This window comes from Flavobacterium mesophilum, assembly GCF_039581405.1.
Taxonomy (GTDB): Bacteria; Bacteroidota; Bacteroidia; order Flavobacteriales; family Flavobacteriaceae; genus Flavobacterium.
The window spans coordinates 643,633-668,432 of the sequence record NZ_JBCPXZ010000001.1 but is presented as its reverse complement, the minus strand read 5'-3'; the positions used below and the strand labels follow the sequence as shown (position 1 = coordinate 668,432).

At 32.7% G+C, this 24,800-nt stretch carries 25 protein-coding genes; 16 read left to right on the top strand and 9 right to left on the bottom strand.

The window, feature by feature from the left end; all coding sequences use genetic code 11:
• Nucleotides 1–41 precede the first annotated feature (41 nt).
• Complete coding sequence (locus AAYQ19_RS02820) at nt 42–743, top strand: DUF1003 domain-containing protein (RefSeq protein ID WP_343533624.1); 702 nt, start codon at nt 42–44, stop codon at nt 741–743.
• Nucleotides 744–755: 12 nt separating this feature from the next.
• Here AAYQ19_RS02820 and AAYQ19_RS02815 read toward each other — a convergent pair whose 3' ends face one another.
• Nucleotides 756–1,001, bottom strand: a complete 246-nt coding sequence (locus AAYQ19_RS02815; protein WP_343534392.1) for a DUF2752 domain-containing protein — start codon at nt 999–1,001, stop codon at nt 756–758.
• Nucleotides 1,002–1,147: 146 nt separating this feature from the next.
• On the opposite strand from AAYQ19_RS02815, the gene AAYQ19_RS02810 reads away from it, so the two are divergent.
• Both AAYQ19_RS02810 and AAYQ19_RS02805 read left to right on the top strand, forming a co-directional pair.
• Nucleotides 1,148–1,333: a hypothetical protein gene (locus tag AAYQ19_RS02810; RefSeq protein ID WP_343533622.1), complete on the top strand. Its 186-nt coding sequence runs from the start codon at nt 1,148–1,150 to the stop codon at nt 1,331–1,333.
• Nucleotides 1,323–1,874, top strand: a complete 552-nt coding sequence (locus tag AAYQ19_RS02805; RefSeq protein WP_343533620.1) for a DUF8465 domain-containing protein — start codon at nt 1,323–1,325, stop codon at nt 1,872–1,874. Before AAYQ19_RS02810 ends, AAYQ19_RS02805 begins: the two co-directional genes overlap by 11 nt.
• Nucleotides 1,875–2,024: 150 nt before the next feature.
• Here the strand turns inward: AAYQ19_RS02805 and AAYQ19_RS02800 are convergent, their stop codons facing one another.
• Nucleotides 2,025–3,023 (bottom strand): hypothetical protein, encoded by a 999-nt coding sequence (locus AAYQ19_RS02800; protein ID WP_343533618.1) that lies wholly within the window; start codon nt 3,021–3,023, stop codon nt 2,025–2,027.
• Nucleotides 3,024–3,106: 83 nt separating this feature from the next.
• Here AAYQ19_RS02800 and AAYQ19_RS02795 point away from each other — a divergent pair, with 83 nt between their 5' ends.
• Complete coding sequence (locus AAYQ19_RS02795) at nt 3,107–4,231, top strand: cysteine desulfurase family protein (RefSeq protein WP_343533616.1); 1,125 nt, start codon at nt 3,107–3,109, stop codon at nt 4,229–4,231.
• Nucleotides 4,232–4,277: 46 nt separating this feature from the next.
• Here the strand turns inward: AAYQ19_RS02795 and AAYQ19_RS02790 are convergent, their stop codons facing one another.
• Nucleotides 4,278–4,838, bottom strand: coding sequence for an L-threonylcarbamoyladenylate synthase (locus AAYQ19_RS02790; protein WP_343533614.1), 561 nt, complete (start codon nt 4,836–4,838; stop codon nt 4,278–4,280).
• A gap of 187 nt (nt 4,839–5,025) precedes the next feature.
• Here AAYQ19_RS02790 and AAYQ19_RS02785 point away from each other — a divergent pair, with 187 nt between their 5' ends.
• Both AAYQ19_RS02785 and AAYQ19_RS02780 read left to right on the top strand, forming a co-directional pair.
• On the top strand, nt 5,026–5,811 hold the full coding sequence (locus AAYQ19_RS02785; RefSeq protein WP_343533612.1) for a DUF5672 family protein: 786 nt from the start codon (nt 5,026–5,028) through the stop codon (nt 5,809–5,811).
• Between the two features lie 357 nt (nt 5,812–6,168).
• Nucleotides 6,169–6,936 carry a lipopolysaccharide kinase InaA family protein gene (locus AAYQ19_RS02780; protein ID WP_343533610.1) on the top strand — a complete coding sequence of 256 codons (768 nt, stop codon included), beginning with the start codon at nt 6,169–6,171 and terminating at the stop codon, nt 6,934–6,936.
• A 36-nt stretch (nt 6,937–6,972) separates the two neighbouring features.
• On the opposite strand, the gene AAYQ19_RS02775 is transcribed toward AAYQ19_RS02780, so the two are convergent.
• The gene (locus AAYQ19_RS02775) at nt 6,973–8,040 is read right to left on the bottom strand and encodes a glycosyltransferase family 9 protein (protein WP_343533608.1); all 1,068 of its coding nucleotides are present in this window, start codon (nt 8,038–8,040) and stop codon (nt 6,973–6,975) included.
• A 60-nt stretch (nt 8,041–8,100) separates the two neighbouring features.
• Entirely contained in the window at nt 8,101–8,850 is a 750-nt protein-coding gene (locus AAYQ19_RS02770; RefSeq protein WP_343533606.1) for a glycosyltransferase, read from the bottom strand.
• 84 nt (nt 8,851–8,934) lie between these two features.
• On the opposite strand from AAYQ19_RS02770, the gene AAYQ19_RS02765 reads away from it, so the two are divergent.
• Nucleotides 8,935–9,639: a polysaccharide deacetylase family protein gene (locus tag AAYQ19_RS02765; RefSeq protein ID WP_343533604.1), complete on the top strand. Its 705-nt coding sequence runs from the start codon at nt 8,935–8,937 to the stop codon at nt 9,637–9,639.
• On the opposite strand, the gene AAYQ19_RS02760 is transcribed toward AAYQ19_RS02765, so the two are convergent.
• On the bottom strand, nt 9,631–10,380 hold the full coding sequence (locus AAYQ19_RS02760) for a glycosyltransferase family 2 protein (protein ID WP_343533602.1): 750 nt from the start codon (nt 10,378–10,380) through the stop codon (nt 9,631–9,633). The two genes, AAYQ19_RS02765 and AAYQ19_RS02760, sit on opposite strands and share 9 nt — an antisense overlap.
• 128 nt (nt 10,381–10,508) lie before the next feature.
• Nucleotides 10,509–11,324, bottom strand: coding sequence for a 2,3,4,5-tetrahydropyridine-2,6-dicarboxylate N-succinyltransferase (locus AAYQ19_RS02755; RefSeq protein ID WP_343533600.1), 816 nt, complete (start codon nt 11,322–11,324; stop codon nt 10,509–10,511).
• 285 nt (nt 11,325–11,609) lie between these two features.
• Here AAYQ19_RS02755 and AAYQ19_RS02750 point away from each other — a divergent pair, with 285 nt between their 5' ends.
• The 3 genes from AAYQ19_RS02750 to AAYQ19_RS02740 all read left to right on the top strand — a co-directional run bounded on the left by AAYQ19_RS02750 (nt 11,610) and on the right by AAYQ19_RS02740 (nt 14,438).
• Nucleotides 11,610–12,242 carry a PAS domain-containing protein gene (locus AAYQ19_RS02750; RefSeq protein WP_343534390.1) on the top strand — a complete coding sequence of 211 codons (633 nt, stop codon included), beginning with the start codon at nt 11,610–11,612 and terminating at the stop codon, nt 12,240–12,242.
• Between the two features lie 159 nt (nt 12,243–12,401).
• Nucleotides 12,402–12,818, top strand: a complete 417-nt coding sequence (gene ruvX, locus AAYQ19_RS02745) for a Holliday junction resolvase RuvX (protein ID WP_343533598.1) — start codon at nt 12,402–12,404, stop codon at nt 12,816–12,818.
• Nucleotides 12,819–12,944: 126 nt separating this feature from the next.
• On the top strand, nt 12,945–14,438 hold the full coding sequence (locus AAYQ19_RS02740) for a malate:quinone oxidoreductase (protein WP_343533596.1): 1,494 nt from the start codon (nt 12,945–12,947) through the stop codon (nt 14,436–14,438).
• A gap of 37 nt (nt 14,439–14,475) precedes the next feature.
• Here the strand turns inward: AAYQ19_RS02740 and AAYQ19_RS02735 are convergent, their stop codons facing one another.
• Complete coding sequence (locus AAYQ19_RS02735) at nt 14,476–16,698, bottom strand: FUSC family protein (RefSeq protein ID WP_343533594.1); 2,223 nt, start codon at nt 16,696–16,698, stop codon at nt 14,476–14,478.
• 202 nt (nt 16,699–16,900) lie between these two features.
• On the opposite strand from AAYQ19_RS02735, the gene def reads away from it, so the two are divergent.
• From def to mazG, 3 genes are all read left to right on the top strand, one after another.
• On the top strand, nt 16,901–17,491 hold the full coding sequence (gene def, locus AAYQ19_RS02730) for a peptide deformylase (protein ID WP_343533592.1): 591 nt from the start codon (nt 16,901–16,903) through the stop codon (nt 17,489–17,491).
• 59 nt (nt 17,492–17,550) lie between these two features.
• Nucleotides 17,551–18,033, top strand: coding sequence for a DUF5606 family protein (locus AAYQ19_RS02725; RefSeq protein ID WP_343533589.1), 483 nt, complete (start codon nt 17,551–17,553; stop codon nt 18,031–18,033).
• 97 nt (nt 18,034–18,130) lie between these two features.
• The gene (gene mazG, locus AAYQ19_RS02720; RefSeq protein ID WP_343533587.1) at nt 18,131–18,901 is read left to right on the top strand and encodes a nucleoside triphosphate pyrophosphohydrolase; all 771 of its coding nucleotides are present in this window, start codon (nt 18,131–18,133) and stop codon (nt 18,899–18,901) included.
• On the opposite strand, the gene AAYQ19_RS02715 is transcribed toward mazG, so the two are convergent.
• Nucleotides 18,902–19,582, bottom strand: coding sequence for a Crp/Fnr family transcriptional regulator (locus tag AAYQ19_RS02715; RefSeq protein ID WP_343533585.1), 681 nt, complete (start codon nt 19,580–19,582; stop codon nt 18,902–18,904).
• A gap of 204 nt (nt 19,583–19,786) precedes the next feature.
• On the opposite strand from AAYQ19_RS02715, the gene AAYQ19_RS02710 reads away from it, so the two are divergent.
• The 3 genes from AAYQ19_RS02710 to ccoN all read left to right on the top strand — a co-directional run bounded on the left by AAYQ19_RS02710 (nt 19,787) and on the right by ccoN (nt 24,671).
• The gene (locus AAYQ19_RS02710; protein WP_343533583.1) at nt 19,787–22,174 is read left to right on the top strand and encodes a heavy metal translocating P-type ATPase; all 2,388 of its coding nucleotides are present in this window, start codon (nt 19,787–19,789) and stop codon (nt 22,172–22,174) included.
• A 116-nt stretch (nt 22,175–22,290) separates the two neighbouring features.
• Nucleotides 22,291–22,482, top strand: a complete 192-nt coding sequence (ccoS, locus tag AAYQ19_RS02705) for a cbb3-type cytochrome oxidase assembly protein CcoS (RefSeq protein ID WP_343533581.1) — start codon at nt 22,291–22,293, stop codon at nt 22,480–22,482.
• Between the two features lie 2 nt (nt 22,483–22,484).
• Entirely contained in the window at nt 22,485–24,671 is a 2,187-nt protein-coding gene (gene ccoN, locus AAYQ19_RS02700) for a cytochrome-c oxidase, cbb3-type subunit I (protein ID WP_343533579.1), read from the top strand.
• Nucleotides 24,672–24,800: the final 129 nt, after the last annotated feature.

Genomic DNA, 24,800 nt, shown 5'->3' with positions numbered 1-24,800 from the left:
AAGAAGTTAATTGCTTAAATTAGCTTTATAAAATTTATAAAATGAAAAATAATTCAACTTTTAAAAGTGCAATCTCGGGTACTGAATTTTCAGAAAGTGAGAAAATCTGCGGAAAAGTGATTCATGACCCTATTTTAAGCCTTATAATCAAAGATCATCCTTCGTTTTGTGATGAAGATTGCATATCGGTTCACGAACTGAATGAATACCGCCAAAAGTATATTTCGAATTATTTGTCCAGAGAAATAGGAATGCTTTCGGATCTTGAAAAAAGCGTAATTTCTTCGCTAAAAGAAGATAAATCAATAGTAAGCATTGTTGAAGATGAAGAAGAAACTCGGAATCTAGGGCAGAAAGTAGCCGATCAAGTTGCTGATTTTGGAGGAAGCTGGACTTTTATCATTTCATTTGTTCTTTTTATCGCGATTTGGATTGGTGCCAATGTTTATATTTTGATGAATAAAGGTTTTGATCCATATCCATTTATTCTTCTTAATTTGATTTTATCCTGTATTGCGGCTTTGCAAGCGCCGGTCATTATGATGAGTCAAAATCGCCAAGAAGAAAAAGACAGAAATCGTGCTAAAAAAGATTTCATGATCAACTTGAAATCTGAATTGGAAATCCGAATGATTCATGACAAAATCGATCATTTGATTATGCATCAACAACAAGAATTAATCGAAATTCAAAAAGTTCAAATTGAAATGATGAATGATATTTTGAATCAGATCAAAAAATAATTCTTACAAAAATCAAAAGTAAAAATGCTTGAGATAATAACCGCCGATTACCAAAATGAGGTTTATAAAAGCAAAGTTCCAAATTGTTTTTTTGTGTTTTTTTGATTTGTCGAAAAAGTAAAAAATCAGAAATACAAAAAACAAAAGGGTAGAATAAAGTGCTGGATACATTTTGAAAGCACCTAAAAAGTCGCCTTGAAAAAGTAAGAATAAAGCACGCTGAAAACCGCATCCCAAACAGTCAAATCCGAAGAGCATTTTGAAGAGGCAAGGAACCATGTAGTTTTCTAAATTCACAAGAGGTGTTTTTTGCAATTTTACAAAAAAATATTGGATATGATTTTAGAATAAGCAGAGTGCTATTTTAAAGTTTTATATTTTTGAAATCTTATATACTAGAAAAAATGAAAGCCTTTAAAATTTTAATAATGATTCTTGCCATTGGAGTAGCGCTTTATGAGCAAGTTTCTGAAGAAAAAAATATCTATATCATGATTATTGCAATTGTAGTTTTCATGTTTGGAATGATGCAGCTGAGTGCAAAAACGCCAAGTAAAAATCAAGATAAAGACGAGCAAGATGTTGAGTAAGGGAGATAAGGTTTCGGTTTTGGACGAAGCCATTAACGGAACTGTGGTTTCGGTTAAAAACAATGAAGTTTTGATTGAAACTGAGGATGGTTTTATGATGACATTTTTTGTCAATGAATTAGTTAAAATTCAAGAAACCAGTAATTTAATGGATTCTATTAAAAGAGTCAATTTAGATGAAGTCAAAAAAGAAAAAACAGAGCCAAAACCGCGCAGTTTTGTAAAAGAAAAGAAAGATAAACGCGATATTGCGGTTCCAGAATTTGATTTACATATCGAAAAGTTAGTTCCAAATAAACGCGGTATGTCGAATTATGATATTTTGACTTTGCAGACAGAAACTGCAAAAAGACATATTGAATTTGCAATTAAAAACAGGATCCCAAAAATTGTTTTTATTCACGGCGTTGGTGAAGGAATTCTAAAAGCTGAACTTGATTTTTTATTGGGTCGTTATGACGGATTAGATTTTCAGGATGCCAATTATCAAAAATACGGGCTTGGAGCAACCGAAGTTTATTTTAGGCAAAACAATAAATAAGTATATTTTTTAGGCGTTAAAATTGCTGTTTTCAAAGCATAAAAAAACATCCGTTTTTCGATTTGATTCTGTTACAAAATCAGACTGAAAAACGGATGTTTTTTTGTAAGAATTTAAAAGCTTTTTTGCTTGTGTTTTTTTAAATTGAAATTAAGGCTCAACAGTAGTTACTATTCCTAAAACAAACTCAGTTGCAAGTTTGAACGTGTTGTTGCCTTTTTTCAAAGTAGCATTTCTTAATACAACTTTATGTTTGTATACTTTTTGTGAATGGGTAGTAGTTACCTCAATAATTCCACTTACATTTTCAACACCGGCAACACCAACCCAAGTATCTTTTACAGTTGGACTTGTAGGCGTAACAGCTGTACAATAATAGTCTTTTGTTATTTCAGGTAAATTGGTATTGTAAGTTCTGTAGTAAACATTATTGGAAATGACTGCAGGAGTTCCTCCAGAGTTTAAATTAATCAAACTTTTTCTAGGTATACCAACTGGAGTATCTGCATTTACGATTAAATTTTTATCAAGATTTTCGATTACCAATGAGTTTGATAAATTGTTGTTGTAAACTTTAAGTTGTACATCACAATATTTAGCAACTTCATCCGTAAAAGCAACAACAACAGGAGTTACAGTAGTTTTAAAATCTCCAAAAACAAAATTGTCTTCAACTTGAGTTGGTCCTGGTTTAGAAAACGTAATTCCATTGAAAGTAATATTGTGATTGTAGCCCTCAATTTCTGTATGCCCATCTGTTGGAGCGGGAGTTTTGTAAACTGCAGTAGTAACAATTTCTATTTTACCGCCAATTGCATACCATTCTTGATTAATATTTGGTGTAGCTGGTGGTATTGCATCACAAATATTTGATTTTGATATTGTTCCGTCATATGTTCTGTAGAAAAAACGATATTGGCTATTATCAAGCGTGTAAGTTAAAGTGTCAGGTTGAGTTGCAAGTTGGTTTTCAGGCATTTGCAATATTAAAGCCTCCTGAGGTTTAAGCTTATAAATTAATGTATTAGTTGCATCACAACTTGTTGCCGTGACATCTTTAAAATCAATATTTTCTACCGTTAAATCTCCATCATCACAGCCATTTAATAGTAGCGCAAATAATAGAAGGCTTGCATATTTTTTCATCATAATTTTATTTGGGTCAAAAATAGTGAAAAATTTGGCAAATGATATTGAAGATTGGACAATTGATATTTCTTAACTTTGCAGCAATGAAAAAAGTATATCTAGACAACGCCTCTACAAGTGCTATGCGACCTGAAGTGATTCAGGAAATGACGAAAGTGATGACAGAAGATTTTGGTAATCCGTCTTCTACACATAGTTTTGGACGAAATGGAAAAACCATTTTGGAACTTTCAAGAAAAAGCATTGCCAAGGATTTAAATTGTTCTGCTCAGGAGATTATTTTTACTTCGGGCGGTACTGAGGCTGATAACTGGATTTTGCGTTCTGCTGTTGAAGATTTAAAGGTGGAGCGAATCATTACTTCAAAAATTGAGCATCACGCCGTTTTATATACTGTTTTAGCGTTAGAATCTGATTACGGGATTCAAATTGATTACGTCAATGTTAATCCAGACGGAAGCATTGATTTGACGCATCTGTCGAATTTGCTTTCAGAAGATAAAAAGACAATTGTGAGTTTGATGCATGTAAATAATGAAACGGGAACAATTTTAGATCTGGAGCGCGTTGGAGTTATCTGTAAGCAATATAATGCGTTGTTTCATTCTGATACCGTTCAGTCTGTGGGGAAAACGGAGATTGATCTTCAAAAAATCCCAGTTGATTTTATCGTCGCGAGTGCACATAAATTTCATGGGCCAAAGGGAACTGGATTTGCGTTTGTTCGAAGAAATTCTGGTTTGCAGCCTTTGATTTTTGGAGGCGAACAGGAAAAGGGTCTGCGCGCTGGCACAGAAGCCGTACATCAAATTGCAGGAATGGCAAAAGCTTTGTCACTTTCGTATGAAAATCTGGATCAGGAAAGAGCTTATATTTCAGGTCTGAAATCATATTTAATAGAACAATTAGAAGTTCACTTTCCAGATTTCAGAATAAATGGAACAAAAGATGATTTCTATAATATCATCAATATAATTCTGCCTTTTTCCTCAGATAAAACTTCAATGCTTTTGTTTAGCCTCGATATGAAAGGGATTGCGGTTTCAAGAGGAAGCGCCTGCCAGTCAGGAAGCATCAAGCCATCGCATGTTTTAAAAGAAATGCTTTCGGAGACCGATTTAAAATTACCAAATCTCCGAATTTCATTTAGCCACTATAATACCAACGAAGATATCGATTGGCTTATTGAGAGTTTGAAAACGGTCTGAGCTTTTTTAATTGACAATTGATAATTGTCAATTGTCAATTTCACAATTATTTACGGATTACTTTAACCTGCGAATCGTTTGTCAATTTTATGATTGTAGATGATTTTCCGTTTATTTTATCTTGATTTAGTTTTACAACATAATCAACGCCATTAATGATTTCCGGACTAATATCTTTAAAAGCAATTGGGGTAGGTTGTCCAGAAATATTTGCAGAGGTAGAAACTAATGGTTTTTTCATTCTTTCCATTAATTTAAAACAGAAAGGCTCTTTTACCAAACGAACGCCTAATGATTTATCGGCAGCAATAATATTTGGGGCAACATTTCGCGCATCATCCAAAATCAAAGTGGTTGGTTTGTCTGATAAATCCCAAATTTGCCATGCAACTTCAGGGATGTTTTTAAAAACATTATAGATCATTTTTTCTCCATTCACCAAAACAATCATGCTTTGTGTTTCAGCGCGCTGTTTTAATTTGTAGATTTTTGCAACTGCCTCCGCATTAGTAGCGTCGCAACCAATTCCCCAAACGGTATCTGTTGGATACAGAATGATCCCGCCTTCTTTGATGACTTCGTAAGCTTTGATTATTTCTTCGTTCATGATAAAAAAGAATAGTATTATGATGCAAAAATAATCTTTCTAGTTGGTAAAAAATGGAAATTTAATTGCCAATAATCCAGTTTTTGTAATTTATAAGATTATTTTTGTCCCAAAGTAAGAATTTTCAAAGAAACAGTTAATTAAACGATTTTTTGAAGTCTAATTTAATTTCAATCCTGAACAAAATATGTCTAAAAAACTAGTAAAAGTAGTTATTCCTGTTTACAAGGAATATTTTGGTGAACTTGAAGAAAAATCATTTTTACAATGTTGTAAAGTCTTAAAAGATTATGAAATTGTAATTGTACATCCAGAAGGGCTAAATCACTCTTACCTTTCAGAAAAACATAATAATTTGACTTTCAAAAGTTTTTCTAAGCACTATTTTACAACGATTGACGGTTATAATGAATTGTTGTTGACTCCAATTTTTTATGAAAGCTTTTTAGATTCTGAATATATTTTGATTTATCAGCTAGACGCTTTTGTGTTTAAAGATGATTTGGCCAAATGGTGTGAAAAAGGCTATGATTACATTGGTGCACCATGGATTGCAACTTCAACAGATTCTTTCCCGATGAATGTTTTTAACACAGTGGCTAGATTATTTCGCTCTAAAAAGAAAAACGAACGCGAGCAAATTTTCTTTAAAGTTGGCAATGGCGGATTTTCATTACGCAAAGTGGCCTCGCACTATAAAATTTCAAAAGAACAGGAGCAATTTATTTCTGGTTTTTTAAATGAAAAAAAGAAGAAATTATATGCGACCGAAGATGTTTTTTGGTCTTTGAAAGCGGTAGAATTTGATCCAAATTTTAAAATTCCAGATTACAAAGAAGGTGTTTATTTTGCAATGGACAGGAAACCTAATTTAGCGATGAAATTGACAAACAATGAACTCCCGTTTGGTTGTCATGCAATAAACAAACCTAAAGTAATCGACTTTTGGAAACCTATTTTAGATCGATATTAAAAAATTATTGCTTAACTTTATTAAGCAAAACTGTTTGAAATTTATAAAATTGTATAATAGCACGCTATTTTTTTTAATGCTAAAGTGTTGGTTAATAGGTGCTTTTGCTCGATTTTATATTTTTTTTTAATTTTTACGTTAAACCTTTTTGTTTTCTCGATATCTAATGTATGTAAAAACAGGTTTTATAAAAGTAATATAAAAGCAAAAAGCCCGTTTTTCAATTGGCAAACACGTATTTTTTAAACTAAATTATGTGTTTGAAGAAATTAAAAGAAACAAAAAAACAAGTTGCGACAAGGTACTGCATATAATTAGATTAGTTATGTATATTTTGTTGACTATAAAAAATCATAAATGAATTTTAGAGTAAACCCTATTTTTATCGACGCTATCTCATCTATTCTCAGCATTACTAGAAATTTTAGTATGTCGGGAGTTGTTTTTGGTAATGGACAACGTAATATTATTAAGTTGTTTGAGCTTGATGGTAAAACGGTTAATATCAAGTCATTTAAGATTCCTAATTTAATAAACAAAGTTGTTTATAAATATTTTCGAAAATCAAAAGCAGAACGTTCTTATGAGTATGCTACAATTTTGTTGAGTAAAGGTATAGGAACTCCTGAACCAATTGCATTTGTTGAGAACTTTAATGCATTAGGTTTAAGAGACAGTTATTATGTGAGTGAACATTTAGTAACAGAATTGACTTATAGAGAACTGATACTGATTCCAGATTACCCAGATGGTGACAATATTTTAAGGCAGTTTACCAGATTTTCTTTTGATCTGCATGAAAAAGGGATTGAGTTTTTAGATCACTCTCCAGGAAATACTTTGATAAAAAAGGTTTCAGATGATAAATATGAATTCTTTTTAGTTGATTTGAATCGAATGCAATTTCATGAAAGCATGAATTTTGAACAAAGAATGCATAATTTACGACGTTTGACGCCTGAAAAAGAAATGATTGCTGTAATGAGTAATGAGTATTCTAAAGTATATACTGAAAAAACAGAAGCTGAGATTTTTGAAAGAATGTGGCAACAAACTTGCGATTTTCAGGAGAAATTTGGAAGAAAGCAAAGACTTAAAAAGAAATTAAAATTCTGGAAAAAATAATAAAATTCCGCCTTTGCTTTTTCAAAATATAATTGACTATAAATGTTCTTTTAAAAAGAATAAGATTTGATCTTTGAACAAATCAGGAGTGAATTTAGTATATAGCTCAAGAGTGTTAGGTTTTACTTCTTTGTCTCCCAATTCACTAAATAACTCTGGTTTGAAATCATTTAAGTGCACAGAAAGATTTTGTTTGCCGTCTTCAAAAGTTGCCCAGTCATTTTTGTCAACATGAGGCGAGAAAATAATGAATGAAGGCTTGTTAAGTGCTTTTGCCATATTTATTGCGCCTCCATCATTTCCTATAATAACATCACACAAGTCCATTATGGCAATAAATGAGCTTAAAGTTCCGGCTAATAAATCAAAATGGATTTTTCCTTTAGTTTCGGCTGAACAAAGATTGTAAATTTTTTGAGCATCTTCGATTTGACTCGGGAAGTAATTGAACAAAATAGTAGCATCGCTATTTTGGCCAATATATTCTACTACTTCGGCCATATATTCTAAAGGATATGTTTTTAGTTTTTCGCTTCCCAAAAGGCTGATCATTACAATTTTCTTGCTTCTGTCAACATTATGTTTTTCAAATAAATCTAAAGCTTTTTGCCCTTCTACAGGATCGACATACAATTTTGGATAAGGATCAATTGCATTATTATCCAGTTTGAGAGGTTGCAACAATAGCAAACGATTGTCTATTGCCTGACCATATTTTGTTTTGGTTTCTTTTGATAATCTTGGAAGATTATGATTGTAAAATAATGAAGAATACCATTTGTAATACGATATTTTGGTAGTCGCGCCTGAAAATAATGTAATTAGATTTGTTTCTAATTTACCATAAACATCAATTAAGACATCATATTTTTTAGCTCTGATCTCAAAAAAGAATTTGAATAATGATCCATATGATTTGCGTACCTCGTTTGGCAATAGTATTATAGAATCAATATTTGGATTACCAATTAATACATCCTTACAGTTAGGGTAACACATGAAATCTATAGTAGAGTCGGGATGTGCTTTTTTTATACTATTGCAAAGGATAGAAGTTAGTAGAACATCTCCAATTCTTTTTTGCTGTATAATTAATATTTTCATCTTAAGTTCAATTTGTGTGCTTGTAAACTTTCGTTTTGTTTTTTAATTAATTCGAATAAATCAATCCATATTGCGATATAATAGCCATAGAATGAAATAACGTTTTAAAATAGAAAAAGCGCAAATGTAAGCTAAAATAAATCCTTCACGGCCGTTTAGGAACCCTAACTTTAGAAAAAATTGACTAAAAAAAACGTAAAATGGCTTTATAAAAAAATGATAGATATTCGGCCTCTTGTTTTTCTTAAACAAAATTTGAGCTTCTTCTTTTCGAATCACATTTAGTCTGTTGCTAAAATCATCAAAGTCTTTATAGGCAAAAGATGCTATTTTGGTTTTGAAAAGTTTTGGTTTTTTAAACCAGCTTGTATCAACGCTTTTAGAATACGAATGTCTTGTTTTGTCAAAAAGCAAGAGTTTTTTTCGGTTTAAAAACACCCCATATTTTATTGTTTTTCCAAAGAAAAATAGAGTTTGTCCAGAATAATAGCTTGAAGCCGTTTTTTGCTTGGAAATTTCAGAACTTATTTCATTTACAAGTTTCTCGGGAAGATGATCTGTACAACTAACTAATAGAATCCAATTATTTTTAGCAGATTCAATGGCTAATTTTATACAATCATCTTTAAAGCTATTATTTTGCTCAATAATAGTCGCTCCTAATTCTTGTGCAATTTCAACACTTTTATCTGTACTGTTATTGTTGATTAGGATGATTTCATTGGCAAATAATAAATTTTCAAAATGTTTTTTTAGGTAAGTCTCATCATTATAACAAAGTGAGATTACAGTTACGTTGTTGGCAGACACGATTTCTAAATTTTTGACCAAAAATAATCTTAAAAAGTATAACTTTGTTGAAAATTATTCAAAATGTCTAAATTGCCAATTTTAATGTATCACAATATATGTCAGTCTGATGCGGATTGTAATAAATTGACAGTTTCATTGCAAAATTTAGAACGCCAATTTCAATATTTAAGCGATAATAATTTTCAGACATTTCATTTTTCTGAGTTGGAAAAAATGAAAGCTATTCCTTCAAAAAGCATCGTATTAACCTTCGATGATGTTACAGAAAATCAATTGATTTATGCTTTGCCTTTATTAGAAAAGTATAAATTGAAAGCTAGTTTTTTTATTCCTTTTCAATACATCGGAAAGACCGATTCATGGAATGAAGGTAATGGAGAATTGGCACAAAAAATTATGACTATTGAACAATTAAAACAATTGCCAACAGAAATAATCGAACTTGGATATCATTCTTATGCCCATAACAAATATCAAACCCTGAGCCCTTCAGAGATTGCAGATGACTTCTTGAAGTGTGAAGCTGAAATTGAAAAACACAATCTCATAGTTTATCCTGCACTTGCTTATCCATATGGAAATTATCCTAAAGAAGTTGTGGCAAAAGCAAATTTCAAGAAACAGCTTAGCGAGAATAAAATGCGATTTGGATTAAAAATAGGCAATCGTCCTAATACATTTCCGTTTAAAGATAATCATGAAATTAAACGAATTGATATTAAAGGATTGGATAGTTTTATGGTTTTTAAACTAAAAATTAAATTTGGTAAATTGAAATTATTCTAATTTTTTTTCGATCAATACCATTTTTGCATATCTAGAAAAAACACCATAAGCATCAATTGCTGCGGCTGCTAATCCAGGAACTCCATCTAGATATACTCTTTTTACAAAGTAAGTGTGGAAAAAACGATAAAAGGGTTTAAAAAATAAAAGCCATAATGTTGCTTTTTTGCCTTTTTCGGATGACATTTTTGCCTGAAACCAAGCGTATTTATCTTTTTTACTTATAAAATTAAACAAGCCTTTGTAGGTAAGATGAACCATGTAGTTTTTTAAAACTGGCGGTTTAGTTTTTAAAACTAGTTTTTCGTGTACTTCATTTACAAAACGAATATTTTCATTTTTCATCAAGCGAGTTACCTTATCTGTGTAATGAAATAAAAAACGATCCATAAAAAAATGAGGAAACCAAATTCGGTAAGCTACAGATTTGTCTGAATTAATGCTTTCGATGATTTCATCTCTAAGTTCAGCGGTAACTCTTTCATCGGCATCAAGAAAAAGAATCCAATCTCCAGTTGCAGATTTAATCGCATGATTTCTTTGGCTACTATAGTTATCAAATTTTCTGTAAATAAGTTGGACACCCAGATTTGAAACAATTTCAGGGGTTGAGTCTGTGCTGTACGAATCTAAAACAATTATTTCATCAGCAAATGCAACCGATTTGATGGCATTGGCAATATGGGATTCCTCATTATAAGTTAATATAATGACAGATAATTTTTTATTTTTAATAGACATAAACGGGCAGTTTTAAATCTTGTAAAATTTGTGCAATAGTATAATTTTTTTTCTGATTATGTAAAAAAAAAATCCAAATTCCAATTATTACATTGGAATTTGGATTTTTGAATTGATTTTTATTAAAACTACACCGCAACGTCGTATTCGCGAAGGGCATTGTTTAATGAAGTTTTTAAATCTGTAGATGGTTTTCTAGTACCAATGATCAAAGCACATGGAACTTGGAATTCTCCAGCAGCAAATTTCTTAGTATAGCTTCCAGGAATTACAACAGAACGTGCAGGAACAAAACCTTTCATTTCAACAGGCTCATCACCAGTAACGTCAATGATTTTTGTTGAAGCAGTCAAACAAACGTTAGCGCCAAGAACAGCTTCTTTACCAACGTGAACACCTTCAACAACGATACAACGAGAGCCAATAAAAGCACCGTCTTCAATAATTACTGGAGCAGCTTGTAATGGCTCTAAAACACCACCAATTCCAACACCACCACTTAAGTGAACATTTTTGCCAATTTGTGCACAGCTTCCAACAGTTGCCCAAGTGTCAACCATAGTTCCTTCGTCAACATAAGCACCAATATTTACATAACTTGGCATCAAAATTACGCCACTAGAAATATATGCTCCATAACGTGCAACAGCATTAGGCACTACACGAATTCCTTTTTCAGCATATCCTCTTTTTAGCAACATTTTATCGTGGTATTCAAAAATACCAGACTCCCATGTTTCCATTTTTTGAATTGGGAAATACATAACAACAGCTTTCTTTACCCATTCGTTTACTTGCCAGCCATCGCCAACTGGTTCAGCAACACGTAATTTTCCTGCATCTACTAGTTCGATAACTTCTCTGATAGCGTCAGTTGTAGCAGTTTCTTGTAATAAAGCTCTGTTTTCCCAAGCTTGTTCAATTATAGTCTGTAAAGAATTCATAAGTTTTAATTTTTGGCAAAGATAGCTTATTTGTGCAAAAGCTAAAAAGTAAAACCTTTTTGAAAATGTTATATATGTAACATTTTGTTTTTAATTTGATAAATAAAATTTCACCTATGAATTATTTGTTTTCTAAAACTACCTCTAAAAGCTTTTTTTTATATCAAAATATGACAAAAATCAGATTTCGTCTTTTTTCTTCAGATTAATTTCGCGCCGTTAATTTCAATGAAACAATTGGAATTGATAAAACTATTCCAAAACAAATTATATAAGCATGACATTATGAATCAGGAAAATCAGCTTCAGGGCAAAATTGCAGTAATTGATAAAGAAGTTACTTGGGACAAAACGCAGGTAATCATGAGTAAAACAAATGCCTTTGGTATTATTGAATATGCTAACGAAGTATTTGTCGATGTTTCTGGTTATGAAGACTATGAATTAATGGGACAACCTCATAATATTATACGTCATCCTGATATGCCAAAAGTTATTTTTAAAGTATTATGGGAGAATCTCAAACAAGGAAAAAACTTTCATGCAATCGTAAAAAATTTAGCAAAATCAGGAAGGTATTATTGGGTTATTACCGATTTTGAAATTGCAAAAGACGAAAATGGTGTAATTGTCAATTATTTCGGAAGACGTCAATCGGTTCCTCAGGAGGTAGTTTCGCTTCATATTGAACCTTTGTATAAAAAGCTTTTGCAGATTGAAGCAGCAAGCGGTGTCGAATTCAGTGAAAAATACTTGATTGGATTTTTAGAAGAGAAAAAAAGATCCTATGTCGAATATATTAAGGAGTTGATTCTTGAGCATGAAAAAGCACAGTTGAAGTTTGCGCAATATGAAGAACAATCAGATGATGAAGAAGAGGAGGGAAGAGGTTTTTTTAGAAGATTATTTAATAGGTAGATTCGATTTTTTAGGTTTTGAATATTTTGGAAAAGATCCGTTTTTGAATTTAAAAGCGGATTTTTTTTGGTTTACTTTTTCAGTTTTAGATTAGAACATGTTCTGTATGCGATTTGGAAAAGCTAGAGCTAAAATGATTACCTTTGAAAAAAATATAAAATGCCAAGAATCCTCTCCATAGACTACGGACAAAAACGTACCGGAATTGCTGTTACTGACGAAATGCAAATTATCGCTTCGGGTCTGACTACGATTCCAACGCATACTTTAATTGATTTTTTAAAAGATTATTTTGCTAAAGAAAAAGTAGAAGCCGTTTTAATTGGTGAACCAAAGCAAATGAATGGCCAACCTTCAGAAAGTGCTTCAATAATTAAAGGTTTTGTGACTCATTTTTCAAATATTTTTCCTGATATGAAAGTGATTCGTGTAGATGAACGTTTTACTTCAAAAATGGCATTTCAAACCATGATCGACAGTGGACTCAGCAAAAAACAGCGTCAGAACAAAGGACTGATCGATGAAATTTCTGCAACGATTATGCTTCAAGACTATCTTTCTTCTAACCGATTTTAGGTTTCCAGCTTAAAAATTTCACTTTATTTAGAAAAAAATATGATTTCCTAACTTTTATCATGCAAAATTTAGTTTTTTTTTGCGATTGAAAAAAGTACCTTTGCATTTTTAAAAACAATTACTGTTATGCCTGATAATACAATACGTTCCAATAGTGATGTCGTGCTTATTGGAGCTGGAATAATGAGCGCAACTCTTGGATTAATTTTGAAGGAGTTGCAACCGGATATTAAAATTGAAATTTACGAAAGATTAGATGTTGCCGCTGCTGAAAGCTCTGATGCTTGGAATAACGCAGGAACTGGGCACTCTGCTTTTTGTGAATTAAATTATACACCAGAAAAGGCAGACGGAAGTATTGATCCTAAAAAAGCAATCAGTATAGCAGAATCTTTTGAAATTTCACGCCAATTTTGGTCTTATTTGGTACAAGAAAATAAAGTTCCATCGCCAGAAAATTTCATAAAAAGTGTTCCTCATATGAGTTTTGTATGGGGCGATAAAAACGTTGAATATCTAAAAACGAGATTCGCAGCTTTGCAAAGCAACCCAATTTTTTCTGAAATGGAATTCAGTACTGATTTTGAGCAGTTGAAAAAATGGATGCCATTAGTGATGGAAGGTAGAGAAAATGATCAAAAATTGGCTGCTACTTATATGGAAATTGGTACCGATGTTAATTTCGGGGCTTTGACTAGAAGCATGTTCAATTATCTTGAAAAACTAGATGGCGTAAGTTTATATTTTAATCACGAGGTTAAAAAATTAAGACAGCGCGAAGATAAATCTTGGAGAATTAAAATCACAGATCTATCAACTGGACAAAAACGCAAAGCATATACAAGTTTTGTATTTATTGGAGCAGGAGGTGGTTCATTGCCATTACTAGAAAAAGCTGATGTTCCAGAAGGAAAAGGATACGGAGGATTTCCAGTAAGTGGTCAATGGTTGAAATGTACAAATCCAGAAGTTATTGCAAAACACCAAGCTAAAGTTTACGGAAAAGCAAGCGTTGGAGCGCCTCCAATGTCTGTTCCGCATATTGATACACGTGTTATTGATGGCGAAAAAGCATTGCTTTTCGGTCCATTTGCAGGTTTTTCAACTCGTTTCTTGAAAAATGGTTCTTATTTAGATTTGCCATTGTCTATCAAGTCAAACAATTTAATTCCGATGTTGGCTGCTGGATATCACAATATTCCGTTGACAAAATATTTGATCGAACAAGTGCGTCAGTCACCAAAAGACAGAATGAAAGCGCTTCGCGAATATTTGCCTTCAGCACGTTCTAAAGACTGGAAACTTGAAAAAGCAGGACAACGTGTGCAGGTTATCAAAAAAGATGAAAAAGAGGGTGGGGTTTTGGAATTCGGTACTGAGGTAATCAATACGCATGATGGAACTCTTGCAGTACTTTTAGGAGCTTCTCCTGGAGCATCTACGGCAGTAGCGATTATGGTAGACCTTGTAAGCAGATGTTTTGCAAACCAAATCAAAACACCGGAATGGGAAGCAAAATTGAAAAAAATGATTCCTTCTTACGGTCAAACTTTGAATGATAAACCAGAACTTTTGGCTAAACTTAGAAAAGAAACTTCAGAGACTTTGAAGCTTAAATAAGCCTTAAGATTATATATAAACAGCAAATCCAGATGAATTAATCTGGATTTGTTGCTTTTAGTTCTTTTGTAATTTTTAAAATCTTTTCGGCTAAGTTGCTCATCCAGATTAACTGCTCAATTACCAATTGCGCTTCTTGCATTTTGGCTTGGCGCGTTTCCTTATCAAGTTCGTCATCTTGAGCAAGTCGAGTAAAGTTTTTGCGTTTTAATTCTTCAAATTGCAACGTTACATCTTCTTTTTCGAAAAACGTGTCCTTAATAATCATCTCATTTTTCAGAATAGAAATCGCTTGATCTAAATTGGATAAAATTGTTTTGATGATATAATTAAAAGAATCTGATGCCGATGTTGTTTGATGCGATTGAATATAAGTCGACAATGAAGCCAAAGCAGACAAAATAGAGTGATTTAGCACCACTAATTTATTGACCAAAGGCATAGTTTTTTGTTTTGATTTTGGCTCTTGCATCATACGCTGAAAGGAAGTCATTAAATTGCCGATTTCAACAAAAGCGTGTTTTCTTGCCAATCGGTATGAAGTAGGGACTTCTCCTTTTTTATTATAATAATCGGCAATTTCTTTAAGGTAATTTCGGTTTGCCCGAATCGAATTTTCAATATGTATCGGTGTATTTATAAATTCCCATGCCGGCCATAAAAATTGATTAGCAATAAAAGCCAAAATAGCTCCCGCAAGCGAATCTAAAATTCTGAACTGAATTACCTCAACAACATTTGGCGTCAAAATTCCGTAAATAAAAACGACGTACATCGTTACAAAAGTCGCACTGATTTTATAATTGATTTGCGTAAATGAAATTCCCAGAAGCATGCAAACAATAGAGAAGATGCTCAGTGCAATATGATTTTGAATAACAGATACAATTCCGAAAGCAATAACACCTCCCAAAACGGTTCCGAAAATCCTGTTATAAGAACGTTCTTTTGTCAAGCCATAACCTGGGCGCATAATTACAACGATCGTCAACAAAATCCAATAAACGTTTTGAAACGGAAGTATTTTTCCAATTAAAAAACCAATCAGAATTGTAATTGTCAATCGTATCGAATGTCTGAAAATTGAAGAAGAAAAAGTCAAGTTTTCAGTAAGTGTTCGCAACGGATAATATTGTGGAGTCAGGAATTTTTCTAATTCTTTGTCTTTGTCTTTCAGTTTGAAAGACTGCATTGCCAATGAAAAAGCACGCTGAATGATTTTGATTTTTCCAACTTGGTTTTTGGCATAATTCAGCATATTAGTCAACATCAAAACACCTTCCGAAGCTTCTTCTTTTCCAAGTGTTTTTTCATAATCAAAAATGGCGAATTCAAGAGCATCTAATTCATTTTTCAGGTCATTTTTGTCGACATAAACAGCAATATGATGTACGTTTTTAGAAAGTTTTTTTAAAGTCGAAGCTAGTTTGTAAGCTACATTTTGATACGTGCGAAGCACTTCTGGATGTTTAGCAAATTTCTCATGAAGCTTGTTGTGATCAAAAGATGTGTAAAGGGCAAGTTCTTGAATTTCGACTAAGGTAATAAAAACCAAAAGCATTTTTCGGTTTTGAGCTGTGGTTCCAGATGTGTTTTGGTTTCCAATCAGCATTTTTCTTAAATCTTCATGAATCAAATTCAATTCAACTTGAATTGCTAATTGTTTTTCGGTAATGGCATCTCTATTCGCTTCAGGATTCCATAAATCACCTCTTAATTTAAGGTATTTGGCAGTTAATTTTATGCCTTCTGCAATTTGCAACTCTACATATTTATATGGTTGTATAAAATGAAAAACCAGCGAAACAATTAAATACAAAATACCACCTAGAAATATAAAACTCGCATATTCAAAAGCTTCCCAGCCTTGATGTAAATGCCCAAACGATAATGAAATGGAAAGCAAAGCAGAAAACGAAACTAAAGTTGCGCGCTGTCCATAAACAGAAATCATCGAACATAAAAATAAAAGCAAACCTAAAAAAGGATAAAATAGGATGGGATATGGATAAGCAAAATTGACTAATAAATTGACTCCAGAAACTATAAATGACGCTACAATAAGTCCTTTTATTTTATGGCTTAATGAACTTGCAATATCGCTGGGATATGTATAAAAAGCACCAAGAGCAATGGTAAAACCGATTTCGAAATGTCCTAAAAAATTTAAAATCACTACAGGAACTACAGAAGCAATAGTTACTTTTGAGGCGTTTAAGAAAGAAGTACTATTCGTGAATTTCGAGATGCGGTCAAACATATATAGAGGTTTACTAACAAAGGTAAGAATTGTACGAATTAATTTGGCATAATTATGGATGAGATTTTAACATCTAGGCAAAAAATAAGATATAATATGCTGTTTGAAATCATTCGTAGACTATTTTTTACTATTTTTGCCAGCTGAATTGTGGGAAACTAAATTCAGTTTTTACAGTAGATAATACAATAAATTAATACAAATGATTTTACCAATTGTAGGATATGGTGATCCTGTTTTAAGAAAAGTAGGTGTGGCAATTACGCCAGAATATCCAAACCTAAAAGAAACAATAGCAAACATGTATGAAACCATGTATAATGCGTACGGTGTTGGGCTTGCTGCTCCACAGGTAGGTTTAGCAATTCGTTTGTTTGTTATTGATACAACTCCTTTTAGTGATGATGATGATTTGGCTTCAGATGAGCAAAAAGAATTAAAAGGATTCAAAAAGACTTTTATCAATGCTAAAATCGTAAAGGAAGAAGGAGAAGAATGGAGCTTTAACGAAGGTTGTCTTAGTATTCCAGATGTTCGTGAAGATGTTTACAGAAAACCAACCGTTACAATCGAATATTGTGAAGAGGATTTTGTGATGAAAACAGAAGTTTTTGATGGAATCATTGCAAGAGTTATTCAACATGAATACGATCATATCGAGGGAGTTTTGTTTACAGATAAAATATCTTCTTTGAAAAAGCGTTTGATTCAAAAGAAATTGAAAAACATCACAGAAGGAAAGACTTTCCAAGAATACAGAATGAAATTTGCAGCTGCTAAAAAAGGAAGATAATCATTCGGAAGCAGTGAAAAACATACAATAAAAATTCTTAATACTAATATTAATAAAACATGAATTTAGACAAAATTTTAGCCATTTCAGGGAAACCAGGTTTATATGTACTTAAAGTTCAGACTCGTACAGGTTTTGTGGCGGAATCATTAACAGACGGAAAAAAAATCACAGTAAACTTAAAAAGTAATGTAAGTTTATTGTCAGAAATCTCAATTTATACATACGAAGGCGAAAAACCGTTAACTGAAGTAATGCAAAAAATTGCGACTAAAGAAAACAAAGGTCAAGCAATTTCGCATAAAGAAGATAATGCTACATTAAGTGCTTATTTCAAAGAAATTCTGCCTGATTATGATGAAGAAAGAGTTTATCCTTCTGATATTAAAAAAGTATTAAGCTGGTACAACACGCTTCAAGCAAAAGGTTTGGTTACAGATTTAGCTCCTGCAGCAGTAGAAGCAACTGAAGAAGCTCCAGTAGCAGAAGAAAAACCAAAAAAAGCACCTGCTAAAAAAGCAAAAGCTAAAAAAGAAGAATAGTAGTTGCTACATTCAAATATATTGATCCTGTTAAGATGTTTTCTTGACAGGATTTTTTACTTTTACACTATTCCGTTACAATTCAAAAAAGATCAAAATGAGCAAGGAACTTCAGCTTAAAGCCTTTGAAAGATTACTAATTATCATGGACGAACTTCGTGAGCAATGTCCGTGGGATAAAAAACAGACTTTACAGACTTTGCGTCATTTGACAATCGAAGAAACCTACGAGCTAGGAGATGCTATTTTGGATAATGATTTAAATGAAGTTAAAAAAGAACTTGGAGATTTATTGCTTCATATCGTTTTTTATGCAAAAATAGGCTCAGAAACCAATGATTTCGATATTGCTGATGTATGTAATGAAATCTGCGACAAATTGATTCATCGTCATCCTCATATTTATAGTGATACAGTTGTGAAGGATGAAGAAGAAGTAAAACAAAATTGGGAAAAACTGAAATTAAAAGAAGGCAAAAAATCAGTTTTAGAAGGAGTGCCAAGAAGTCTTCCAGCATTAGTAAAAGCAAGCCGAATTCAAGATAAGGTAAAAGGAGTTGGTTTTGATTGGGAGGAACCTCATCAAGTTTGGGACAAAGTGCAGGAAGAATTAGAAGAACTGCAAGTTGAAGTAAAATCAGGGAATCAAGATAAAATTGAAGCTGAATTTGGCGATGTTTTATTCTCAATGATCAACTACGCCCGATTTTTAAATGTAAATCCTGAAGATGCACTAGAACGTACCAATAAAAAGTTCATTAAGCGTTTTCAATATTTAGAAAGCAAAGCAAGTGAATTAGGAAAACCACTTTCAGAAATGACTTTGGCAGAAATGGATGTTTTTTGGAACGAGGCTAAAAAGCTGTAATTATTCCGCCATTTTTTTTAATGCTCGAACATTTTTCAGCATTATTTTTTTTCCAACAAGTTCAATAAGTTCCAGTTTGTTGAATTCAGATAAAAGACGAATACAGCTTTCTGTTGCAGTACCAATAATTCCTGCAAGTTCTTCTCTCGTAAGTTGAACTTTCAAGGTTTTATCTTCGTTTTCTCCAAATTCATCATGAAGATGCAATAAAGTTTCGGCCAAACGTTGTTTTACCGTTTTTTGAACTAAAGCAATTTTATCGTTTTCAGATTCTTTCAAATCTTCACAAATTGATTGCATCAAATTCAGTGAAAATTGATTGTTGTTATTGAAGAAATGTATGATTTCAGATTTTGGAATAAAGCAAACTTCCATGTCGGCGATTGCTTTTGCAGATAAATTAGCAGGTTCATTGCTGATCATAGAACGTTGGCCTAGAAGTTCGCCAGACTTTACCAGTTTTACAATTTGGTCCTTTCCGTTCGCACTCAATTTTGATAATTTGCCAACTCCGTCTTTTATACAAAAGACACCGTTTGTAACTTCTCCCTCTTCAAAAATAGCATCTCCTTTTTTAATTGAATAACTCGTTTTGCTATTGGCTAACTTTACAACTTCTTCTTTATTAAGGGCTTTTAAAGACGACAACTGGCGTACAATACATTGATCACATTTATTCATCGCAATATAATTTAGTGCAAAATTAACCAATATTCGCATTGAAAGGCATTGTTTTTTCTTAAAATATGCAGAAAAATTTGACGGATGTAATTCGCCTATTTTATTTTATTAAATTAGAATTCGATTTCATTTTCATATGATAAATGTCATATTTATAGTTAATTCTTATTTGGAATATTTGTTGCATTAAAAAAGAAACAAATTATGACTGAGCAAAGCTGTTTTCATTGTGGAATCGATATTCCTAAAAATGAAGAAATCAATTTTGATGAGAAGAAGTTTTGTTGTGCCGGCTGTAAAACCGTCTATGAAATTTTTAGCCTTCATGATTTAATCTGTTATTATGATTTTGAAAAATCGCCAGGTGCAACTCCGCAAGACATTCAAGGAAAATATGATTTTTTAGACAATGAAGCAATAACGTCCAAAGTCGTCGATTTTCAGGAAGGAAATACTTCCATAGTTTCTTTAAATATTCCGCACATACATTGCAGTTCTTGTATTTGGATTCTGGAAAACCTAAACAGAATTCAGCCAGGAATCAGTATGTCTCAAGTTAATTTTCCGCAAAAAAAAGTCCGAATTACATTCGATTCTGAACGTGTTTCACTTAAAGCTATTGCTTATTTATTGAGTTCAATTGGTTATGAGCCTTATATAAGCCTCGAAAACTATGAAACGGGAAAGAACAATGTCGATAGAAGTTTGACTTATAAACTTGGAGTAGCTTTCTTTTGCTTTGGAAATATAATGTTGCTTTCATTTCCAGAATATTTTGAAATCAAAGAATTTTGGTTGGACAATTATAAGCCTTTTTTCAGAGTTTTGATTTTTCTATTGGCTTTGCCGAGTTTTTTATATTCAGCAAGCGGTTATTATGTTTCGGCATATAAAAGTATAAAATCAAAAATGCTGAACATTGATATTCCTATTGCGTTAGGAATTATTGTCATGTTTGTTAGAAGCACTTTTGATATTGTCATGAACTATGGAGGAGGTTTTTTTGACAGCTTAACAGGTTTGGTTTTCTTTATGTTGTTAGGGAAGATGTTCCAAATTAAAACCTATAGTTTTTTAAGTTTTGAAAGAGATTTTAAATCGTATTTCCCGATTGCGGTTACTAGAATTAATTCAGATGCTTCAGAAGAAAGCGTTCCTATTTATGATGTTTTAAAAGGAAACAGATTATTGATAAGAAATCAAGAATTGATTCCCGTTGATGGAATTTTGATTAGCGAAAAAGCTGATATTGATTACAGTTTTGTGACTGGTGAAGCTGTTCCGATAACAAAAAAATCAGGAGATAAAGTTTTTGCCGGAGGAAAACAGATTGGGAAAGTTATTGAAATGGAAGTATTGCATTCAGTTTCTCAAAGTTATCTTACGCAACTATGGAGTAATGAGATATTTCAGAAAAAAGTAGATCAAAAACATAAAACAATTACCGATAAAATCAGCCGATATTTTACTCCGATATTATTATTAATCGCTTTTGCAGGATTTTGCTATTGGATTTTTATTGATGCCAATACGGCTTTCAATGTTTTTACAGCAGTTTTAATTGTGGCTTGCCCATGCGCGCTTGCCCTAACAGCTCCATTTACTTTTGGAAATATCCTCCGAATTATGGGGAAACAAAAAATGTATCTTAAAAATGCTTTGGTAATCGAGCAATTAGCAAAAGTGGATACTATTGTTTTTGACAAAACGGGAACAATCACGACAAATAAAAAGTCAAATATTCTCTATGAAGGAAGAGCGATTTCTGATGAAAATATGATTTTGCTGAAAAATGTGCTTCGCGCTTCAAATCATCCTTTAAGCAGAATGTTGTATGATTTTTTGCCCGAAACAGAACGAATTAAAATTGATGAATTCGAAGAAATTACCGGAAAAGGATTATTGGCGAGAACTGAAAATAAGACCATAAAAATTGGTTCAGCTAAATTTGTAGGAAGCCCGGATTTAGATGATTCAGAAATTGAAAAAACGGCTCTTCATATCAAAATTGATGATATATATTATGGACAATATAATTTCCAAAATCAATATAGAGATGGCCTTGCAACGTTATTTTCTACGTTAAGCCAAAATTACAAGTTAAAAGTGCTTTCGGGAGACAATGATGGAGAAAGAGCGAATCTAGAAAATATTCTTCCAATCGGAACAGAACTTGTCTTTAATCAAAAGCCAGAACAAAAACTAGAATTCATAAAAAAACTTCAGGAGGAAGGACAAAATGTTATGATGGTTGGCGATGGCTTGAATGATGCCGGGGCTTTAGCACAAAGTAATGTAGGGATATCAATTTCAGAAAATGTCAATGTTTTTTCTCCGGCCTGTGATGCAATTTTAGATGCAAACGAGTTTTCGCGATTGGATTATTTTTTAAAATTATCGCATAAATCGATTTTGATTATTAAAATGAGCTTCGTTTTGTCACTGCTTTATAATGTTGTTGGACTTGCCTTTGCAATCACTGGAAATTTACTTCCTTTAGTGGCTGCAATCATAATGCCGTTGAGCACAATTACGATCGTAAGTTTTGTAACTTTGATGTCTAACTATTTCAGTAACAGTAATTTAAAATGATTATAAATAATACTGAAAAGTTTTTTTATTAAATTTATCATAAGTCTTTGTACTATGATAATTATCATATTTTATACAACAGTAACCTACTAATTTTGTTAACATAAATTTAAGGTATGAGTGTAATTTATCTATTAATTTCAGTTAGTATTTTCGTAGCAATCGGGTTCTTCATTGCTTTTATCATCGCTGTCAAATCTGGACAATACGATGATGATTATACGCCTTCTGTCAGAATGCTTTTTGACGACGAAACCAAAATTACTCCCCAGAAAAATAATTCACCAACCGAAGAAAAACAAGTATAATTATGGAAATGGAACAGTTTTATTACGACAACAAAATTGTAAAAAAATTCATTTATGCCACTATCCTCTTTGGAGTAGTAGGTATGTTAGTGGGACTGACCTTAGCGGTTATGTACCTTTTTCCCAACATGACAGATGGAATCTCTTGGTTAAGCTATGGCCGATTGAGACCTTTGCATACAAATGCAGTTATCTTTGCCTTTGTAGGGAATGCCTTTTTTGCGGGTTTATATTACTCGCTGCAGCGTTTGCTGAAAGCCAGAATGTTCAGTGATTTTTTAAGTAATCTGCATTTCTGGGGTTGGCAATTGATTATTGTTGCCGCTGCTATAACTTTGCCATTAGGTTATACTTCTTCAAAAGAATATGCCGAGCTTGAATGGCCTATTGATATTGCAATTGCCGTGATTTGGGTAGTTATGGGAATCAATATGATAGGTACAATGCTGCGCAGAAGAGAAAGACACTTATATGTTGCAATTTGGTTTTATTTGGCCACCTTTGTAACAGTAGCTGTACTTCATATTTTTAATAACATCGAATTGCCAGTTTCTGCTTTAAAAAGTTATTCTGTTTACGCGGGCGTTCAGGATGCTTTGGTACAGTGGTGGTATGGTCACAATGCGGTTGCATTTTTCTTGACAACTCCATTTTTAGGATTGATGTATTACTTTGTTCCTAAAATCGCAAATCGTCCTATTTATTCATATAGATTATCGATTATTCACTTTTGGTCATTAATCTTTATCTACATTTGGGCTGGACCACATCACTTATTATATTCTGCTTTGCCAAACTGGGCTCAGAATTTAGGTGTAGTATTCTCAGTAATGCTTATCGCTCCATCTTGGGGAGGTATGATCAATGGACTTTTAACTTTAAGAGGTGCATGGGACAAAGTTCGTGAAGAACCTGTTTTAAAATTCTTTGTTGTTGCCATTACAGGTTACGGAATGGCAACTTTTGAAGGTCCAATGCTTTCTTTCAAAAATGTAAACGCTATCGCGCATTATACGGACTGGATTATTGCACACGTACACGTAGGAGCATTAGCATGGAACGGATTTATGTCATTTGCTATTATTTATTGGTTGATTCCAAGAATGACAAAAAGTACTTTGTTCTCTAAAAAACTGGCGAATTTCCATTTCTGGATCGGAACCCTGGGTATTATTTTGTATGCACTTCCTATGTATGTGGCTGGATTCCAGCAAGCCTCTATGTGGAAACAGTTTAATCCAGATGGAACTTTGACTTACGGAAATTTCCTTGAAACAGTCACTGCAATTATGCCTTTATACTGGATGAGAGCAATTGGTGGTACTCTTTATCTTGTTGGAATGCTAACTTTGGTATACAACATTATAATGACTATTAAAGCAGGAGATTCAATTGAAGATGAATTAGCACAAGCTCCAGCATTACAATCAATAAGTGGTAACAGACTTAGAGGAGAAAAATTCCATACTTGGTTAGAAAGAAAACCTATTCAATTAACAATTTTAGCAACAATTGCAATCTTGATTGGAGGAATTATCCAGATTGTACCAACCATTATGGTAAAATCAAATATACCGACCATTTCAAGCGTAAAACCTTATACGCCTTTAGAGCTTGAAGGTCGTGATTTATACATCAGAGAAGGTTGTGTGGGCTGTCATTCACAATCAGTACGTCCATTTAGAAGCGAGGTAGAGCGTTATGGACCACAAGCTAAAGCAGGAGAGTTTGTTTATGATCATCCATTTTTATGGGGATCAAAACGTACAGGTCCAGATTTGCTGAGAGTAGGTGGCAAGTATAATGACAACTGGCACTTCAATCACATGTGGAATCCGCAAAGTACTTCTGCAGGTTCAATTATGCCAGGCTATAAATGGTTATTTGACAACAAACCGTTGGATATTTCATTGACTCAAAAGAAAATGCAGGCAATGGTTTCACTTGGAGTACCTTATTCAGAAGCTGAAATTGCAAATGCTCAAAAAACACTGAGAGATCAAGCTGTTAAGATTGAGAAAAGCTTAGAAAATGATCCTGATTTCGTAAAAAGTTATGCAGATAGCAAAAAGAAAGCAGAAGCTAAAGGCGAAAAATTTGTTCCGATGAACGAAAGAGAAATTGTCGCTTTGATTGCTTACATACAAAGACTTGGTACTGATATTAAGGTAAAAGAGACTTCTAAATAACAGCATTATGTTTGAACAGATAAAACACAATATGGAGACGATATCGGGTGTAGAAATTTACCCGATTCTCTCTTTAATGATCTTCTTTTTGTTTTTCGTAGGATTGGCCCTTTGGGTGTTTTCATACAA

Excerpts from the sequence above, each read along its gene's own strand:
- AAYQ19_RS02820 (WP_343533624.1), top strand. The coding sequence starts at position 42 with ATGAAAAATAATTCAACTTTTAAAAGTGCAATCTCGGGTACTGAATTT.
- AAYQ19_RS02815 (WP_343534392.1), bottom strand. The coding sequence starts at position 1,001 with ATGCTCTTCGGATTTGACTGTTTGGGATGCGGTTTTCAGCGTGCTTTA.
- AAYQ19_RS02810 (WP_343533622.1), top strand. The coding sequence starts at position 1,148 with ATGAAAGCCTTTAAAATTTTAATAATGATTCTTGCCATTGGAGTAGCG.
- AAYQ19_RS02805 (WP_343533620.1), top strand. The coding sequence starts at position 1,323 with ATGTTGAGTAAGGGAGATAAGGTTTCGGTTTTGGACGAAGCCATTAAC.
- AAYQ19_RS02800 (WP_343533618.1), bottom strand. The coding sequence starts at position 3,023 with ATGATGAAAAAATATGCAAGCCTTCTATTATTTGCGCTACTATTAAAT.
- AAYQ19_RS02795 (WP_343533616.1), top strand. The coding sequence starts at position 3,107 with ATGAAAAAAGTATATCTAGACAACGCCTCTACAAGTGCTATGCGACCT.
- AAYQ19_RS02790 (WP_343533614.1), bottom strand. The coding sequence starts at position 4,838 with ATGAACGAAGAAATAATCAAAGCTTACGAAGTCATCAAAGAAGGCGGG.
- AAYQ19_RS02785 (WP_343533612.1), top strand. The coding sequence starts at position 5,026 with ATGTCTAAAAAACTAGTAAAAGTAGTTATTCCTGTTTACAAGGAATAT.
- AAYQ19_RS02780 (WP_343533610.1), top strand. The coding sequence starts at position 6,169 with ATGAATTTTAGAGTAAACCCTATTTTTATCGACGCTATCTCATCTATT.
- AAYQ19_RS02775 (WP_343533608.1), bottom strand. The coding sequence starts at position 8,040 with ATGAAAATATTAATTATACAGCAAAAAAGAATTGGAGATGTTCTACTA.
- AAYQ19_RS02765 (WP_343533604.1), top strand. The coding sequence starts at position 8,935 with ATGTATCACAATATATGTCAGTCTGATGCGGATTGTAATAAATTGACA.
- AAYQ19_RS02760 (WP_343533602.1), bottom strand. The coding sequence starts at position 10,380 with ATGTCTATTAAAAATAAAAAATTATCTGTCATTATATTAACTTATAAT.
- AAYQ19_RS02755 (WP_343533600.1), bottom strand. The coding sequence starts at position 11,324 with ATGAATTCTTTACAGACTATAATTGAACAAGCTTGGGAAAACAGAGCT.
- AAYQ19_RS02750 (WP_343534390.1), top strand. The coding sequence starts at position 11,610 with ATGAATCAGGAAAATCAGCTTCAGGGCAAAATTGCAGTAATTGATAAA.
- ruvX (WP_343533598.1), top strand. The coding sequence starts at position 12,402 with ATGCCAAGAATCCTCTCCATAGACTACGGACAAAAACGTACCGGAATT.
- AAYQ19_RS02740 (WP_343533596.1), top strand. The coding sequence starts at position 12,945 with ATGCCTGATAATACAATACGTTCCAATAGTGATGTCGTGCTTATTGGA.
- AAYQ19_RS02735 (WP_343533594.1), bottom strand. The coding sequence starts at position 16,698 with ATGTTTGACCGCATCTCGAAATTCACGAATAGTACTTCTTTCTTAAAC.
- def (WP_343533592.1), top strand. The coding sequence starts at position 16,901 with ATGATTTTACCAATTGTAGGATATGGTGATCCTGTTTTAAGAAAAGTA.
- AAYQ19_RS02725 (WP_343533589.1), top strand. The coding sequence starts at position 17,551 with ATGAATTTAGACAAAATTTTAGCCATTTCAGGGAAACCAGGTTTATAT.
- mazG (WP_343533587.1), top strand. The coding sequence starts at position 18,131 with ATGAGCAAGGAACTTCAGCTTAAAGCCTTTGAAAGATTACTAATTATC.
- AAYQ19_RS02715 (WP_343533585.1), bottom strand. The coding sequence starts at position 19,582 with ATGAATAAATGTGATCAATGTATTGTACGCCAGTTGTCGTCTTTAAAA.
- AAYQ19_RS02710 (WP_343533583.1), top strand. The coding sequence starts at position 19,787 with ATGACTGAGCAAAGCTGTTTTCATTGTGGAATCGATATTCCTAAAAAT.
- ccoS (WP_343533581.1), top strand. The coding sequence starts at position 22,291 with ATGAGTGTAATTTATCTATTAATTTCAGTTAGTATTTTCGTAGCAATC.
- ccoN (WP_343533579.1), top strand. The coding sequence starts at position 22,485 with ATGGAAATGGAACAGTTTTATTACGACAACAAAATTGTAAAAAAATTC.